Origin of the sequence: Pseudomonas mendocina (assembly GCF_003008615.1) — a bacterium.
GTDB classification, from domain to species: Bacteria; Pseudomonadota; Gammaproteobacteria; order Pseudomonadales; family Pseudomonadaceae; genus Aquipseudomonas; species Aquipseudomonas mendocina_C.
Map to the genome: position 1 here is coordinate 2286144 of NZ_CP027657.1, position 16157 is coordinate 2302300.

Below are 16157 nucleotides of genomic sequence, written 5' to 3' on the forward strand. Positions count from 1 at the left end.
GTGCAGGGCTGCCGAGACGGCCCAAACAGATCAGTGCTTTACAAAAACAACCGTATGAGCGGCGCCCGCGCCGACTCACGAGGCACCTGGATATGACCGATTTCCCGACCCTCTCGGCGCGGCTGGCCCCTGCCGAGGTGATTTTCGAACCCCGTGACAATGGCGAATTCGTCCTGCGTTCACCGCAACCCCTGCAACCCTACGAGCGCTGCATCGGCGAATGGCTGGAGCGCTGGGCGCGCGAGCGCCCGGATCAGGTCTATCTGGCCGAGCGGCACAACGGCGGCTGGCATCGCATGACCTACCGCGAGGTGCGCCAGCGTGTCGGCAGCCTGGCCCAGGGCCTGCTCGATCTGGACATTTCCGCTGGTCGTCCTCTGCTCAACCTGTCCGATATCGATGTCGACCAGGCGCTGCTGAGCCTGGCCGCGATGCACGTCGGCATTCCCGTGGCGACCACCTCGGTGGCCTATTCACGCAGCACGGGTGATGGTTGCAGCAAGCTCAAGGCGATCATCGAGGTGCTCAACCCGGCGGTGATCTTCGTCAGCGATGGCGATGCCTATTACCGTGCGCTGCAACTGGTCAAACCCGACTGCCTGGTGGTGGCCGCGCGCAACGCCCAGGAATACCCCGGCGCCTGGTCGCTGGCGCAGCTGTACAAGACCGAGACGCCAGCGGTGATGGAGGCCTTCGCCCGAATCACCGGCGACACCCCGGCGCGCTACCTCATGACCTCCGGCTCGACTGGTACGCCCAAGGCGGTGATCAACAGCCACGGCATGCTCTGCGCCAACCAGCAGGCCATCGCCCAGTGCTGGCCGTTCCTCGAGCAGGTGCCGGTGGTGGTGCTGGACTGGCTGCCGTGGAGCCACGTGTTCGGCGCCAACCACAACTTCAATCTGGTGCTGCGCAACGGCGGCAGCCTGTACATCGACGATGGCCGTCCGGTGCCGGGGCTGATCGAGCGCAGCATCGAGAACATCAAGCTGGTCAAGCCGACCCTGTACTTCAACGTGCCGCGTGGCTATGACGCGTTGTTGCCCTATCTGGAGCGTGACGAGGCGTTGGCCCAGGCCCTGTTCGGCCGCCTGGAGCTGCTGTTCTACGCGGCGGCCTCGTTGCCTGTCAGCACCTGGGATCGGCTGGTCGCCTGCGGCCAAAGGGTGCGCAGCGAGCCGCTGTTCTTCGCCAGCGAATGGGGCGCCACCGAGACCTCGCCGGTGCTGACCAGCGTGCATTATCCGATCGACCGCCCCGGCACCATCGGTCTGCCGGTGCCGGGTACGGAGATCAAGTTCGTGCCTTCTGGCGACAAGCACGAGATGCGCGTGCGTGGCCCGTCGGTGTTTCGTGAATACCTGGGCGCGCCGGAGAAAACCGCCGAGGCCTTTGATGCCGAAGGCTTCTACTGCATCGGCGACGCCGGGCGCCTGGTCGATCCCGAACGGCCCGAGCTGGGTATCCAGTTCGATGGCCGGGTCACCGAGGACTTCAAACTCAGCAGCGGCACCTGGGTGTCGGTCGGCACCCTGCGACCCAAGCTGGTCAGCGCCCTGGCGCCCTATGCCACGGACTGCGTGATCTGCGGCCATGACCAGGAAATGATCGGCGCTCTGATCTATCCCGGCCCGGCCCTGCGTGAGCTGGCCGGTGAGGCTGGCGCGACGCTCAGCGTCGACGAACTGGCGCTGCTGCCGGAAGTGCGCCTGGCCCTGTGCGCCGGCCTGCAGGCACTGGCCAAGGAGTGCCCGGCTTCATCGCAGCACGCCTTCCGCGCGCTGATCCTCGATACGCCACCGAGCCTGGAAGCCGGCGAGATCACCGACAAGGGCTACATCAACCAGCGCACGGCCCTGAGCCTGCGTGCCGAGCAGGTCAAGCGGCTGTACGCCGACTCTCTCGACCCTGCCGTGATTCTGTTGGCGGAAGCCTATGGAGAACCTGCATGAGCAAGAAACTGAAAGTCGCCATCGTCGGCTCGGGCAACATCGGCACCGACCTGATGATCAAGGTGATGCGCAACGCCAAGCACCTGGAAATGGGCGCGATGGTCGGTATCGATCCGGCCTCCGATGGCCTGGCCCGTGCCGCGCGCCTGGGCGTGGCCACCACCCATGAAGGCGTCGAAGGCCTGACCCGTCTGCCGGTGTTCGCCGATATCGACTTCGTCTTCGATGCCACCAGTGCCGGTGCCCACGTGAAGAACGACGCCTTTCTGCGTGGCATCAAGCCGGGTATCCGCCTGATCGACCTGACGCCCGCGGCCATCGGCCCGTACTGCGTACCGGTGGTGAATCTCGAGCAGAACCTGGCCCAGCTCAACGTCAACATGGTCACCTGCGGTGGCCAGGCGACCATCCCGATGGTCGCGGCAGTCTCGCGCGTGGCCAGGGTGCACTACGCCGAGATCATCGCCTCGATCGCCAGCAAGTCCGCCGGCCCCGGCACCCGCGCCAATATCGACGAATTCACCGAGACCACCTCCAAGGCCATCGAAGTGATCGGCGGTGCAGCCAAGGGCAAGGCGATCATCATCATGAACCCGGCCGAGCCGCCTTTGATGATGCGCGACACCGTGTTCGTGCTCAGCGAAGCCGCCGACCAGGCGCAGATTGCCGCCAGCGTCGAGGAAATGGCCGCCGCCGTGCAGGCCTACGTGCCGGGTTATCGCCTCAAGCAGCAGGTGCAGTTCGACGTGATCCCCGAGTCGGCGCCGCTGAACATTCCCGGCCATGGTCGCTTCAGCGGCCTGAAGACCTCGATCTTCCTCGAAGTGGAAGGCGCCGCCCATTACCTGCCGGCCTACGCCGGCAACCTCGACATCATGACCTCCGCCGCGCTGGCCACCGCCGAGCGCATGGCACAGTCGATGGGAGCCTCGGCATGAGCAAGAAACTCTTTATCTCCGACGTGACCCTGCGCGACGGCAGCCACGCGATTCGCCACCAGTACTCGATCCAGAACGTGCAGGACATCGCCCGCGCGCTGGATCAGGCCAGGGTCGACTCCATCGAAGTCACCCACGGCGACGGCCTGCAGGGCTCCAGCTTCAACTACGGCTTCGGTGCGCACAGCGATCTGGAGTGGATCGAAGCCGCTGCCGACGTCATCGAGCACGCGCGCATCGCCGTGCTGCTGCTGCCGGGCATCGGCACCGTGCACGACCTCAAGGCCGCCTATGACGCTGGTGCCCGTACCGTGCGTGTGGCCACCCATTGCACCGAGGCGGATGTGTCCAAGCAACACATCGAATACGCACGCAGCCTGGGCATGGACACCGTGGGCTTTCTGATGATGAGTCATATGATCCCGGCCGAAGAGCTGGCGCGTCAGGGCAAGTTGATGGAGAGCTACGGCGCGCAGTGCATCTACATGGCCGACTCCGGCGGCGCGATGAACATGAACGACATCCGCGACCGCATGCGCGCGTTCAAGGCCACGCTCAACCCCGAGACCCAGACCGGTATGCACGCCCACCACAACCTCAGCCTGGGCGTGGCCAACTCCATCGTCGCGGTGGAGGAGGGCTGTGATCGTGTCGACGCCAGCCTGGCTGGCATGGGCGCCGGTGCCGGTAACGCACCGCTGGAAGTCTTCATCGCCGCCGCCGAGCGCATGGGCTGGAACCACGGCACCGACCTCTACAAGCTGATGGATGCCGCCGACGATCTGGTGCGGCCGCTGCAGGATCGCCCGGTGCGGGTCGACCGGGAAACCCTCGGCCTGGGCTATGCCGGCGTCTACTCCAGCTTCCTGCGTCATGCCGAAGTGGCGGCTGCGAAGTACGGCCTGAAGACCCTCGACATCCTCGTCGAACTGGGCAAGCGCCGGATGGTCGGCGGCCAGGAAGACATGATCGTCGACGTGGCGCTGGATCTGCTCGCCGCCCGCCGGCAAGCCTGAGGAGACGGCCATGTCGATCTGGTTCGGGGGCGAGTTCCCCCTTGAATACTGCAACCGGCGTAACGCCCGCACCCTCAACGGCAACCTCGGCATCGAGTTGCTGGAAGCCGGCGCGGACTACCTCAAGGGCCGCATGCCCGTGGACGAGCGCACCGCCAATCCGGCCGGCGTGCTGCATGGCGGCGCCTCCATCGCCTTTGCCGAGACCCTGGCCTCCTGGGCCGGCGCCTTCGTGCTGGACAGCGCCACGCACCACTGCGTGGGGCTGGATATCAACGGCAACCACGTGCGTCCGGCCATTGGCGGCAGCGTCGTGTATGGCACGGCCAAGCCCGCCTCGCTGGGGCGCAAGGTGCAGGTCTGGGAAGTGCGTATCGAGAACGAGCAGGGCGGCCTGGTCTGCCTGTCGCGCGTGACCATGGCGGTGCTGGAAGGCGCCAACCGGTATTGAGGACAGGCCGATGAGCTATGCAGTGAAGATTCAACCCTCCGGCCAGAGCTTCGAACTGGCGGAAAACCTGAGCATCCTCGATGGCGCCCTGGCCGATGGCCTGATGCTCAAGCACAGCTGCCGTGAGGGCACCTGCGGCAGTTGCAAGGGCCGGCTGGTATCCGGCGAAGTCGATCATGGCGATAGCCCGCTGGATGTGCTCAGTGAGCAGGAGCGCGCCGAGGGTCTGGCGCTGTTCTGCTGCGCGCGGGCCAAGTCCGATCTGGTCATCGACGCGCCGGAAGTCACCGAGCTGCGCGGTATCAGCATCCAGCAGACGGCCGGGCGGGTGATGACGCTGGAGAAGGTCAGTCACGATGTGATGGTGCTGCGCGTGGCCTTGCCGCCGGGCAGTACCTTCCGTTACCTGCCAGGGCAGTACGTGCAGTTCCTGCTCAAGGACGGCTCGCGGCGCAGCTACTCGATGGCCACCGCCGCGTTGCGTGACAACCAGCTGGAGCTGCATATCCGCCATATACCGGGCGGGGTGTTCAGCGGCTTCGTCTTCACCGGCCTGCAGCCCAAGGCGATGCTGCGGATGGAGGGCCCATTCGGATCCTTCTTCCTGCGTGACAGCGCCACGCCGATGATCTTCCTCGCCAGTGGTACCGGCTTCGCGCCGATCCAGGCCCTGCTCGAGCAACTGCGAGAGCAGGGCAATACGCGGCCGGTCTACCTCTACTGGGGCGGCCGCCAGCGCGAGGATCTGTATCGTCACGAACAGCTGCTGCAATGGGCCGCCGAACTGCCCTGGCTCAGCTACACGCCGGTGTTGTCCGATGCCAGCGAAACATGCGACTGGCAGGGTGCGACCGGCTTCGTCCATCAGCAGGTGCTCAGGGACTTCCGCTCGCTACGCGAGTTCGAGGTGTATGCCTGCGGCGCGCCTATCGTGGTCGATTCGGCGCGGCGCGATTACGTCGAGCAGCTCGGCTTACCGGCGGACAAATTCTTCGCCGACGCCTTCGTCTAGCCGGTCATTAAGTTCCTGAGCGAGATCCTCCTCGCACGGCGAAAACTCTGAGCCTTCGCCGTGCGGGGCGGGTGTTCGCCTTGCGCGATGCGTCATCTGGCAGAACAACAATAATCGAGACCCACTCCGATCATGCCTAGCCTGAGAACCCTGCGTATCCGTACCCGCATCCTGCTGCTGACCCTCAGCGTGGTGCTGTTCATCCTCTGCCTGAGCCTGTGGCTGGGCTCGGTGCTGCAGCGCAATCTGCTGGAGGAAAAGATGTCCGGCGTCGGCACCGCACTGGATACCGCCTCCAACCTGCTGGCGCACTACGACAAGCAGGTGCGCGACGGCCACCTGAGCCTGGAAGAGGCGCAGCGCCAGGCCGCCGATGTGGTCAGCACCATCCGTTACCTGGGCGACAACTACCTGCTGATCCTCAACCTGGACTACCGGATGGTCATGCACCCAACCGCACCGGCACTGGTCGGTAAGCAGGTCGAGGGTTTCAAGGACGTCAACGGCAAGCTGTTCGCTCAGGACATGATCGAGGGTGCGCGCAGCAAGGGCAGTGCGATCGTCGACTATTGGTTTCCGCGCGCCGGATCCACCGAGCCGGAATTCAAGGTGTCCGAAGTGCGTCTGTTCCAACCCTGGGGCTGGGTGCTGGCCAGCGGTATCCACCCGCAGGATGTCAGCCAGGTGGTCAACCGTGTGCTGCTGGTGCCGGGATTGCTGGCACTGATGGCATTGCTAGGTGTGGCGCTGTTCGCCTGGCTGCTGATCCACAGCATCATTCGCCCGCTCAACGATACGGTATCGGCACTGTCACGCGCGACGCACGGGCAGACCGATCTGACCCTGCGTCTGCCCACAGACGGCAACGATGAGCTGACCCTGGTGGCACACAGTTTCAACCGTCTGGTCGATGCCGCGCATCAAGTGACCAGCAGCATGGCACTGGCCAGCCAGTCGATTTCCCGTGCCGGCGATGACCTGGGTGGTGTCACCGAGGCTGCCGAGCGCAGCATGGCGACCCAGCAGCAGGAGGCTGACAGCGTTGTCACGGCGATGACGCAGATGGTCGCCACCGTCCAGGAGGTAGCGCATAACGCCAGTGTCGCTGCTTCAGCCACCCAGGATGCCGAGCGGCAGGCCGGTGCCGGCAGTGGTGCGGTGCGCGATACGGTCGAATCGATCCAGTCGCTGGTCGATGAGTTGGAGCAGAGCCGCCAGGCTGTTGATCAACTGGCCATCGACTCCAGCAATGTTGGCCGGGTGCTGGATGTGATCACCGCCATCGCCGAGCAGACCAATCTGCTGGCACTCAACGCCGCCATCGAGGCGGCGCGTGCTGGCGAACACGGTCGTGGTTTCGCCGTAGTGGCCGACGAGGTGCGTACCCTGGCCAAGCGTACTCAGCAATCGACCCTGGAAATCCAGCAGATCGTCGAGCGCCTGCAATCTGGCGCTACGCACGCTGCTGGACGCATCGGTGCCACTGTCGAGGCCGCGCAGCAGCCGGTGCGGGCATCCGGGCGCGCCGGTGAGGTGCTGGATTTGCTGAGTGCATCGGCGGGCACCGTCAGCCAGATGACCTTCCAGATCGCCAGCGCCGCTGAGCAGCAGGCAGCCACCGCCGATGAGATCAACCGCAGCATCAGCCGCATCCACAGTGCCTCTTCCAGCAATGGCCAGGCGATCCAGCGCACACGCGAATCCTGCGAGCAGTTGCGCGCGCTGGCGCGTCAGCTCGAAGAGCAGGTGGGGCTGGTGATCATCTGAGCCTAGCGCGCCAGCGGCAGCGCCACGCCGATCACCACGAAGAGCACGCCACAACTGCGGTTGAAGGCACGACCGCCGCGCTCCAGCCAGGGGCGTACGCGAAATGCCAGCAGCGCCAGTAGCAGTTCGACGAGGAACTCGACCACGGCGAAGGTGGCCGCCATCACCACGAACTGCACGGCCAGGCCGCGCTGCGGGTCGACGAATTGCGGCAGGAAGGCGCCGTAGAACAGGATCACCTTGGGGTTGGACAGCGCCGACAGCAGGCCCTGGCGAAACAGCCGGCTGGCGCTGGGGCGCACGCCGCTGTCGGCCAGGGTCAGGTTCATCGGCGGCGAGCGCCACAGCTGCACACCCAGCCAGATCAGGTAGGCGCCGCCGATCCACTTCAGTGCCAGCAGGGCGGTGGGCGCGGTCTTGAGCAGGGCGCCGAGGCCGAACATGGCCAGGGCGATCAGCACGCTGAAGCCGACCACGCCACCGAGGATGGTGGCCAGCGCCATGCGCGCGCCGTACAGCCCGCCGTGGGTCAGCGCCAGCAGGCTATTGGGGCCAGGCGTCAGCGCCAGGCCCAGGGTGGCGGCGAAGTAGACGAGCCAGAGTTCGAGGGCCATGCGGGTCTCCTGTGAGGGCGCGGCCAGTCTAGTCAGCGGCAGGTGCGGCTATGAGGTAGATTCTAGTCATCTAACGGTTGATTCTGGACAGAGCATGACCGCAAGCCCCGATCTGCGTTTTCTCCTGCTGCCGCTGCCGGAGTTCGCCCTGCTGCCCTTCGGTGGTTTCCTCGACAAGCTGCGCTTCAGCGCCGACGACGAGGACTACAGCCGCCAACGCTACTGCGCCTGGACGATCATCGGCCTGCAGCCGGGGCATATGCTGTCCAGCAGCGGTGCGGCGCTACGTATCGAGGCCACGCCGGAGGAAATCGCTCTGGCCGACTTCGACTATCTGGTGTTGTTCGGCGGGCGCAACGCGCAGGCCACTGCCGCGCTGGCGCCGGCCTACCAGCCACTACTACGCCGCGCGGCGCGCGCCGGGGTGAAGCTGGTGGCGATCGATAACGCCAGCTTCCTGCTCGCTGCCTGCGGTTTGCTCGACGGTCACCAGGTGGCGGTGCACTGGCGGCACGAGGCGGAATTCCGCGCCAGTTTTCCCCACCTGCGTTTGGCCCGCGAACGCCTGTATTGTCTCGATGGCGCGCGGATTTCCTGCGCCGGCGGTACGGCGGCCATCGACCTGGCGGTGGAACTGCTGGCCCAGGGCAGTGGCCGGGCAAGGGCGCTCAAAGGCCTGGCCGACATGCTGGTGGACGAGACGCGCAGCGGCCAGCATGCGCTGCGTTCACTGCACAGCACACCGAGCGGCGAGCGCCATGTCGACCGCGCCATCGCCCTGATGCGCCATGGCCTGGCCAGTGCCGACGGCATCGAGCAACTGGCGGCCAGCGTCGGCATCAGCCGCCGTCAGCTCGATCGCCTGTTCCACGCCAGCCAGGGCATGAGCGCGCGCGAATACTGGAACGAACTGCGTCTGCAACACGTGCGCTGGCGCCTGCTCAATTCCAGCCACAGCCTGGCGCAGATCGCCGACGAGATCGGCGTCGGCGATACCAGCCATCTGGGCAAGCTGTTTCGCCAGCGCTTCGGTACCACGCCCGGGGCGATGCGCCGCCAAGCCAAACCCTCGGCGTAGGAGCGGCTTCAGCCGCGAAGCTGGGACAGCAACGGCACCCACACGGAGGCCAGCAGCAACAGGGCCATGCAGCGGTTGAACAGTCGCAACCAGATCGGCCGCCGCAGCATGCGCGCGCTGCCAATGCCGAGCAGGCCCCAGACCAGCAGGCAGGGCGTGGACACCAGCAGGAACAGCGTCGCGTAGCTCGCCACCGCACCGAACGAGGCCTGGCCGTCGAGAAAGATCGCCGTGACCGAGACGGTAATCAACCAGGTCTTGGGGTTGATCAGTTGCAGGCCTGCGCCCTGGATGAAGCCCTGCCGCCGGTCGACGCTGCGCTCGTCCAGTCTGGCGGTGTCGGCGCGCATCAGTTTGCAGGCCAGCCAACTGATCCAGGCGGCGCCGGCCCAGCTCATCGTCGTCTGCAACAGCGGGGCGCGGGCCAGCAGTTCGCCGAGGCCCAGGCCGACCACCAGCAGCATCAGGCTGGCGCTCAGGCTCGCCCCTACCGCGATGGTCAGGGCGATGGACAGGCCGAAGCGGGCAGCGCTGCCGAGGATCAGCAGGTTGGTCGGGCCGGGGGTGATCGAGGCCACCGAGGCGAACAGGATGAAGGGCAGCCACTGGTTCATGGCTGCGCCCGGCAGGCGGTGAAAAGCATTGGGTATCGCTCCATATTGGCTATGGCGCGATTGTCCGGCTCACTCGCTCAGTGGTCTTGAAGCTTTGTGCAGAGGCTGCGGTAGGCGCCCGGGGTGACGCCGTTGGCGCGGCGGAACCAGCGGCCCAAATGACTCTGGTCGGCGAAGCCGAGGTCGCTGGCGACGTCCGCTGGCGTCGTGCCTAGGGCCAGCAGACGCCGGGCGCGCACCAGGCGCAGCTGGATCAGGTAACCGTGCGGTGCGATGCCGAAGGCGGCCTTGAACGCGCGACAGAGGCGAAAGCGGTCGACGCCGCAAACCCGCGCGAGCTCGTCGAGGCCGATGTTCTCGTGAAAGTGCGCGTGCAGGTAGTCGCGGGCGCACAGGGCCACGCTGGCGATCTGTGGATTGCCTGGCAGGCGCTGGCGCCAATGCAGGCTGCGCGAGATGCGCTCCAGCAGCGCATCCAGCGCCGCATCGCGCACCATGCGCGGCTCGCTGTCGCTCAGCGCCTGCAGGGCATTGGCGATGCACGGCAGCAGGCCGGGGTCATCCGGCTGGGTGCGTGGCACGCCGGGCAGGCAGTCGGCAGGGGCTTGCTCGAACAGCGCCGGCAGCGCGCGCTGCAGCCAGGCCGGTTCGAGATAGAGCGTGGAGTAGGTGAAGCCGCCCGGCGCCGGCGCATGGCCGTCGTGGATGTCGCCGGGCTCGAGGAAGAAGGTCTGCCCCGGCACGCTGCTGAACAGCGCGCGGCGGCAATGGAACTGCTGCACACCCTGCTCGGTGAAGCCGATCAGGTAGCTGTCATGCCAGTGCGGGTCATAGGCATGGCCCTCGAAATGCGCACGGATCACCTCGATGCCGGTATCGGCATCCTGCTTGAGGTCGACCCATGAGTGCGCGTTCATCGCCTGCTGCCCGTCGCTGCTGTGAACACCCGAGCTTAGCGCGTTCGACGCGCAGAGCTAGAAGGTTTGTGCAGGGCTAGTACAGCAACAGCATGCCGCCGGTCTGTCCCGCCAGGGCCAGCCTGGGTGGGTACTCGGCGATGAATTCGTCGACAGCGGTCGTGGCGCCCGGGAAATGGCTGGCGGCATAGTCGTCGACCACGATGACGCCGCCCTCGCTCATGCGCGGGCCGAAAAAGCGCAGGGAAGCCAGGATCGGGGCGTACAGGTCGACATCGATGTGCACGAGGGCGAAGCGCCGGGAAGCGAGATCCGCTGCCTGCTCGAAGACTTCGGGAATCCAGCCCTTGTGCAGCTCGACGAAGTCAAAGGGGCTGAGGACATCGGCCACTGCCTCCTGATTGGATGAAAACAGGAGTTTTTGCCTGAGCGTTTCTTCCGGGCTGGTATCGCCCAGTTGCGTACGATCCTGCGCGGTCTTGTCGGAAAGGCCGCCCTCGAAACTGTCGAAGATCAGGAAGCGGCCCGACCAGGCGCTGGCAGCCAGCGCGCTGGCGATCATGTGGCTGGAGTGACCGCGCCAGCAGCCGCACTCGGCGATATCGCCGGTTACCTGCCCGTTGGCTACGCGCTGCACTGCCTGCATCAGCGTATGAAAGCGCATCTGCTTGGCCAGGTCGTCGCTGGAGGCAGTGAGGCGCCGGGAGTGCTGGTAGGCCTCCAGGTAGGCATCGCCCGTCCGTGGGTAATTCCAATAGCGCTCGATATCGTCGAGATTGAGTTTGCTATCGATACGGCCTGCGGCCTTGTTGAACAGAAAACGCAGTCGCGATAACCAATTGATCGCCATTCGCCTCTCCAAGGCATATCCATGTAGTGAGACCACGGACAGGTATCCAGGCCTCGAACCGGCGGTACGTTAATGGAGTGGCTTTAGCAGCACCAGCTCTATGATGTGATTTTGCCTTAGTCGGTGCTGAGCGCCGGATACCAGCGCGGCGTATACACCCACTCGCCGCCGTCGGCACGGGGGAAGCGACGGGTCTGGCTGGAGCCGATGATCACCAGGGTGCGCATGTCGACCATCTCCGGCGTCAGCTCGCCGAGGGTGAGGCTGCGTAGCGCCTCGGCGGGGCGGCCGATGTCGCGGCCGAGTACCACCAGGGTTTCTGGCGCGCGGTGCTGGCGCAGCAAGTCGAGTGCGCGGCCAAGCTGCCAGGGGCGGGCCTTGGAGATCGGGTTGTAGAAGGCCATGGCCAGGTCAGCGGCAGCGGCGTGCTGCAGGCGCTTTTCGATCACCGCCCAGGGCTTGAGGTTGTCCGATAGCGAGATCAGGCAGAAGTCATGACCCAGCGGTGCGCCGGCCTTGGCAGCCGTGGCCAGGGCAGCGGAGACGCCCGGCAGCACTTCCAGCTCTACGCTGTGCCAGGCCTCGTTCTGTGGGCTTTCCAGCGCCTCCATTACCGCGGCGGCCATGGCGAACACGCCGGGGTCGCCGGAGGAGATCATCACCACCCGGCGGCCAGTGGCGGCCAGCTCGAAGGCGTGGGCGGCGCGTTGCAGCTCCTCGCGATTGTCGCTGGGGTGCAGGCATTGATCGGCGCGTAGCGGGCCGGCCATCTTCACGTAGGTGTCATAGCCGAGCAGGTCTTCGGCCTCGTCGAGGGCGCGGCGCACGGCGGGGGTCATGTGTTCGGCGGCACCGGGGCCGAGGCCGACCACGCTGAGGCGGCCACGGCGTTGGCCGAGGTGCTCGATATCCAGCGGCCGTTCATCTAGCAGCAGGCGCAAGCCATCGCCGGCATGGTGCTCGGGCGGCAGTTCGGATGTGCTGTGGATAAAGCGTAGCGGCAGTTTCAACTCTGCTGCGATGGCGTGCAGCTCGACGTTGGCCATCCAGCTTTTGTCCGCCAGCAGCACGGCCAGCGCTTGTGGCGCCAGGTTGGCTGCGGTCAAAGCTTGCTGCAGGCGACCCGGTAGATCGGCATCGGGGCGTTCGATCAGCGCGGCGGCGCAGCGCGGGTGGATCAGCAGCTCGTCTGCTTGCGCTGGGCGTGCCTGCGCGGTGATGTGAATGACCCGGCTGGCGGCGTTATCCACAGGCAACTGCGCGGCTTCCAGCCAGGGCGCCTGGCCTTCGATGCGCACCGTTTCGCCGCCGAGCAGGTCGCTGACGAAGCGCTTGCCCTGCTGCAGGTCGGCCAGCGCATAACCGGCCGGTGGCTCCAGCAGGCAGGTGCCGAAGCGCAGTTCGCCGCTGGTGGTGATGGCCGGCGTCACGCCCAGGTGTGCGGCGATCTCACGGGCCAGGCGGTTGACTCCGGCCAGGCCGCCGAGCAGCGGCACCACGGCGCTGCCCTCTTCGGCCAGAGCCAGTACCGGCGGTTCGGCGCCTTTTTCCGCCAACAGCGCGGCCAGGCTACGGATGACGATGCCGGCAGCGCACAGCACCAGCAGCGGCTGACCGGCGCGATAGAGGGCGCGCAAGTGCTCACCGAACTCGTCGTAGTGGCGCTCGGCGCCATCGGCGCGCCCGCGCAGGCCATGGATCACGGCCTGTGGATAAAGCGCCTTGAGGCGTTGTGCAGTGGCCAGTGCGCTGGCGCCGAGGATGACGATGTTCATGGGCAAATCCTGTAGCCCGGATGCAATCCGGGGAATGGGTTTCCCGGATTGCATCCGGGCTACGTTCGGGCTTCGGGCGTAGGGTGGATGACGATTTTTTCATCCACCAGCGCGGTGGCGGGTGGGTGAAGCACCATCCATAAACTATGTTCGGGCTTCTAGGTGTGGGAGGCGCTTTAGCGGCGACTGTCGCGGCTGAAGCCCCTCCCACAATGACGTGTCACCCCCGCCATTTCTGTCCGGGCACCAGAATCATCGAGAAATAAGGGGAATCCATCGGCTCCACCTCGTCCAACGGCACGATCTTCTGGCTGGCCATGGTCGCCCGCTCGACGTAGTGGGCGCGCTCGTCCAGGCCGAGCTTGCGCAGCACGCGGCGCACCTTGTCGAAGTTGCGCCCGAGCTTCATCACCACGGCCGCTTCGGCGTCGCGCAGGCGCTGTTCCAGCTCGTCTTCCGGCAGCACGCCGGAGAGCACGCTCAACGATTGGTTGCGATACACCAGCGGGGTGCCGAGCACCGAGGCACAGCCGAGCATCGAGCACACGCCGGGCACCACTTCCACTTCGTAGCGCTCGGCCAGGCGGTCGTGCAGGTACATGTAGGAGCCGTAGAAGAACGGGTCGCCTTCGCAGATCACCGCCACGTCCTGGCCGGCGTCCAGCAACTGGGCGATCTGCTGCGCGCAGGTGTCGTAGAAGTCGGCGATCACGTCCTCGTAGGACAGCGGTGGGGCGAGCTTCTCGGTGGTCACCGGGTAGACCAGCGGCAGGCGCTGCTGGGCGGCGTCCAGGTGTTCCTCGATGATGCCAAAGGCATTACCGCCATGGCCGGCGTTGTGCTTGGCCTTGGCCACGAAGTAGGCCACCACTGGCGCCGATTTGAGCAGGCGCAGTGCCTTGAGGGTGAGCAGCTCGGGGTCGCCGGGGCCGACGCCGAGGCCAAGCAGACGGCCAGCCATCACTCCACCTCCGAGGCCAGTGCGTTGACCGCGGCCACCGCCATGGCACTGCCGCCGCGGCGACCGCGGACGATCACGTAGGGCACGCCACGGCTGTCAGCGGCCAGCGCATCTTTCGACTCTGCCGCGCCGATAAAGCCCACCGGCATGCCGATGATCAGCGCCGGCTTCGGCGCGCCGGTGTCGAGCATTTCCAGCAGGTAGAACAGCGCGGTAGGGGCATTGCCGATCACCACCACGCTGCCTTCGAGATGTTCGCGCCAGTGCTCCAGGGCCACCGCCGAACGGGTGTTGCCGACTTCGCGGGCCAGCTCCGGCACGCCAGCGTCATGCAGGGTGCAGATCACCCTGTTGTTCGCTGGCAGGCGCGGGCGGGTGATGCCCTCGGCGACCATGCGCGCGTCGCAGAGGATCGGCGCGCCGGCCAGCAGCGCCGCACGACCGGCCGCGCCGGCACCGGGGGAAAAACGCAGATCTTCCACCACATCGACCATGCCGCAGGCGTGGATCACCCGCACGGCGAGTTTTTCCAGGTCGGCGGGGATGCTGTCGAGGTTGGCTTCGGCGCGGATGGTGGCGAAGGAGCGGCGGTAGATTTCCTGGCCGTCGCGGATGTAATCAAGCATCGGGTGTTCCTGCGGGGTGTTGGCGGGCGAACCAGGCGCCGGCTTCGTCGATGGTCATGGCGGGCGCCAGCAGGCGGCCGAAACCGGGCGCCTCGGGCGTGCGTTGATAGAGCTGGTAGTGGTCGGGTGTGCTGGCCAGCAAGGTGTAGGGCTGCACCCGAGCGCTGGCGCAGCTGCGCGGGCAGGCGCTGAGGTGCACCTGCGGGCGGGCGCCGCTTTCGCGCAGCAACTCGGCCAGGTGCAGGGCGTGGTGTTTGCTGTCGGCCAGGCCGCGTGCGCAGGCCGTAGAGCCGGTGCAGGCAACCAGGCCGAGCAGCGGCTCGTCGGCGTGAATTAGCAGGCCGAGTTCGCCTAGTGCGGCCAACAGCTCACGGCTGGCGGATTCCGGCACATTGCCCAGCAGCACGCCTTGCCAGGGTGTCAGGCGCAGTTCGCCGTCGCCGTGGCGCTCGCTCAACTCGGCCAGCGCCAGCAGTTGTTCGGCATGCAGCCGCCCCAGTTGCGCGCCAGCGACGATCATGCACAGGCCGCTCTGCGCTTGTGGATAAATCCCAGCCGGCGAGCGGCTGATCGTTGCGGCAGGCTGCCACGTCGCAGGTGCCTGCAGGGTGAAATCCAGGCGTGCCTGCAGGCGTTGTAGCAACTCGTCGGTTGGGATCTGTGCCAGTAATTGGCGCATGCGCGATTGCTCGGGCGTCGCCAAATCGAGGAACAGCAGTAGAAGCTGACGCACCAGCTCGACCGCCTGAGTCGCCTCGACTCGCGCCAGCGGCGCGTCGACGGGGCAGCCGGCCAGGCCCAGTAGCAGGTGCTGTTTGTCTTCGGCGGCCAGCCACAGGTCGTGCGGGTGTTCGCGCATGGCCAGGGTTTCGCCGCCATCCAGTTGCAGGGCGAACTTGGGTGATAGGGCGTGCAGCGCCGGGGTGTCCTGCAGCAGGTCGAGCAACTGATTGGCCAACGGGCGCACGTCCATCCGTGCCTGTGGGTCGAGGCCGGCAGCGGGGCTGAGCAGCAGGTTGCGCACGTCGTCGGCGCTTGCCACGCGCGGGCCGAGGCCGGCGCCGAGCAGGGCGTCGATCAGTGTGCTTTCCTGGCCGGGCAGTACGCCACGAATCTGCAGATTGCTGCGGTTGGTCAGCTCCAGCACACCGCTGGCATGCTGCCGCGCTGCTTCGGCAATCGCTCGCGCCTGTGCACTGCGCAGCACGCCGCCGGGCAGTTTGACCCGGCAGATGCCGCCATCCAGCGCAGGCACGATGCGCAGCAGGCCGGGGCAGGCGGAAGGGCGGACGGATGTAGGCAAGCGGTCACCTGTGGATAACGACGCGGCGACCGAACCAGCGAAATCCCATAGGGGACTCCATGGCATCGGTACACCCCGCCCGATGTTGGCACTCGCGACCAGCGTTCGTCGGCAGGTCTCCTGGCTGACAGGTCTTCGTCCGCCGCGCCTTCCCGGTTACCCAGTGGCCGATTGCGTTGGACTCGCTGTTTACAGTTGCGGGGGCAGCCACGGTGAACCGTGTTCCCTCTTGGGGACGCTCTGAAACGACCATTTACCGTCACTCCCGCGAAGGCGGGAGCCC

Annotated in this window: 15 protein-coding genes and 1 riboswitch; of the genes, 7 read left to right on the forward strand and 8 right to left on the reverse strand. The window is 66.3% G+C overall.

The genetic code is table 11. The features are described from left to right. The first annotated feature begins 92 nt into the window (after nt 1-92). The 6 genes from C7A17_RS10640 (at nt 93) to C7A17_RS10665 (ending at nt 7136) form a co-directional block, all read left to right on the forward strand. Nucleotides 93-1952, forward strand: coding sequence for a feruloyl-CoA synthase (locus C7A17_RS10640; protein ID WP_106738005.1), 1860 nt, complete (start codon nt 93-95; stop codon nt 1950-1952). After that, complete coding sequence (locus C7A17_RS10645) at nt 1949-2890, forward strand: acetaldehyde dehydrogenase (acetylating) (RefSeq protein ID WP_106738006.1); 942 nt, start codon at nt 1949-1951, stop codon at nt 2888-2890. Before C7A17_RS10640 ends, C7A17_RS10645 begins: the two co-directional genes overlap by 4 nt. After that, nucleotides 2887-3906, forward strand: a complete 1020-nt coding sequence (dmpG, locus tag C7A17_RS10650) for a 4-hydroxy-2-oxovalerate aldolase (protein WP_106738007.1) — start codon at nt 2887-2889, stop codon at nt 3904-3906. The genes C7A17_RS10645 and dmpG overlap by 4 nt, the downstream gene beginning before the upstream one ends. 10 nt (nt 3907-3916) lie before the next feature. Further along, a complete protein-coding gene (locus C7A17_RS10655; RefSeq protein ID WP_106738008.1) occupies nt 3917-4357 on the forward strand; it encodes a hotdog fold thioesterase in 441 nt (146 codons plus the stop codon). A gap of 10 nt (nt 4358-4367) precedes the next feature. After that, complete coding sequence (locus C7A17_RS10660; protein WP_106738009.1) at nt 4368-5369, forward strand: CDP-6-deoxy-delta-3,4-glucoseen reductase; 1002 nt, start codon at nt 4368-4370, stop codon at nt 5367-5369. A 132-nt stretch (nt 5370-5501) separates the two neighbouring features. Further along, nucleotides 5502-7136: a methyl-accepting chemotaxis protein gene (locus C7A17_RS10665; protein WP_106738010.1), complete on the forward strand. Its 1635-nt coding sequence runs from the start codon at nt 5502-5504 to the stop codon at nt 7134-7136. A gap of 2 nt (nt 7137-7138) precedes the next feature. Here the strand turns inward: C7A17_RS10665 and C7A17_RS10670 are convergent, their stop codons facing one another. After that, complete coding sequence (locus C7A17_RS10670; RefSeq protein WP_106738011.1) at nt 7139-7750, reverse strand: LysE family translocator; 612 nt, start codon at nt 7748-7750, stop codon at nt 7139-7141. Nucleotides 7751-7844: 94 nt separating this feature from the next. On the opposite strand from C7A17_RS10670, the gene C7A17_RS10675 reads away from it, so the two are divergent. Continuing rightward, nucleotides 7845-8828: a GlxA family transcriptional regulator gene (locus C7A17_RS10675; RefSeq protein WP_106738012.1), complete on the forward strand. Its 984-nt coding sequence runs from the start codon at nt 7845-7847 to the stop codon at nt 8826-8828. 8 nt (nt 8829-8836) lie between these two features. Here the strand turns inward: C7A17_RS10675 and C7A17_RS10680 are convergent, their stop codons facing one another. The 7 genes from C7A17_RS10680 to cobG form a co-directional block, all read right to left on the reverse strand. Continuing rightward, the gene (locus tag C7A17_RS10680) at nt 8837-9442 is read right to left on the reverse strand and encodes a LysE family translocator (RefSeq protein WP_234035904.1); all 606 of its coding nucleotides are present in this window, start codon (nt 9440-9442) and stop codon (nt 8837-8839) included. A 77-nt stretch (nt 9443-9519) separates the two neighbouring features. Then, nucleotides 9520-10359: an AraC family transcriptional regulator gene (locus tag C7A17_RS10685; RefSeq protein ID WP_106738014.1), complete on the reverse strand. Its 840-nt coding sequence runs from the start codon at nt 10357-10359 to the stop codon at nt 9520-9522. A 76-nt stretch (nt 10360-10435) separates the two neighbouring features. Next, nucleotides 10436-11209 (reverse strand): TylF/MycF/NovP-related O-methyltransferase, encoded by a 774-nt coding sequence (locus C7A17_RS10690; protein WP_106738015.1) that lies wholly within the window; start codon nt 11207-11209, stop codon nt 10436-10438. A gap of 116 nt (nt 11210-11325) precedes the next feature. Further along, nucleotides 11326-12984: a precorrin-3B C(17)-methyltransferase gene (cobJ, locus tag C7A17_RS10695; RefSeq protein ID WP_106738016.1), complete on the reverse strand. Its 1659-nt coding sequence runs from the start codon at nt 12982-12984 to the stop codon at nt 11326-11328. 220 nt (nt 12985-13204) lie between these two features. Further along, a complete protein-coding gene (locus C7A17_RS10700; RefSeq protein ID WP_106738017.1) occupies nt 13205-13945 on the reverse strand; it encodes a precorrin-2 C(20)-methyltransferase in 741 nt (246 codons plus the stop codon). Next, nucleotides 13945-14571, reverse strand: a complete 627-nt coding sequence (locus C7A17_RS10705; RefSeq protein WP_106738018.1) for a precorrin-8X methylmutase — start codon at nt 14569-14571, stop codon at nt 13945-13947. The genes C7A17_RS10700 and C7A17_RS10705 overlap by 1 nt, the downstream gene beginning before the upstream one ends. Next, a complete protein-coding gene (gene cobG, locus C7A17_RS10710; protein WP_106738019.1) occupies nt 14564-15874 on the reverse strand; it encodes a precorrin-3B synthase in 1311 nt (436 codons plus the stop codon). Before cobG ends, C7A17_RS10705 begins: the two co-directional genes overlap by 8 nt. A 93-nt stretch (nt 15875-15967) precedes the next feature. Further along, a riboswitch (cobalamin riboswitch) is annotated at nt 15968-16150 on the reverse strand. Between the last annotated feature and the right edge of the window lie 7 nt (nt 16151-16157).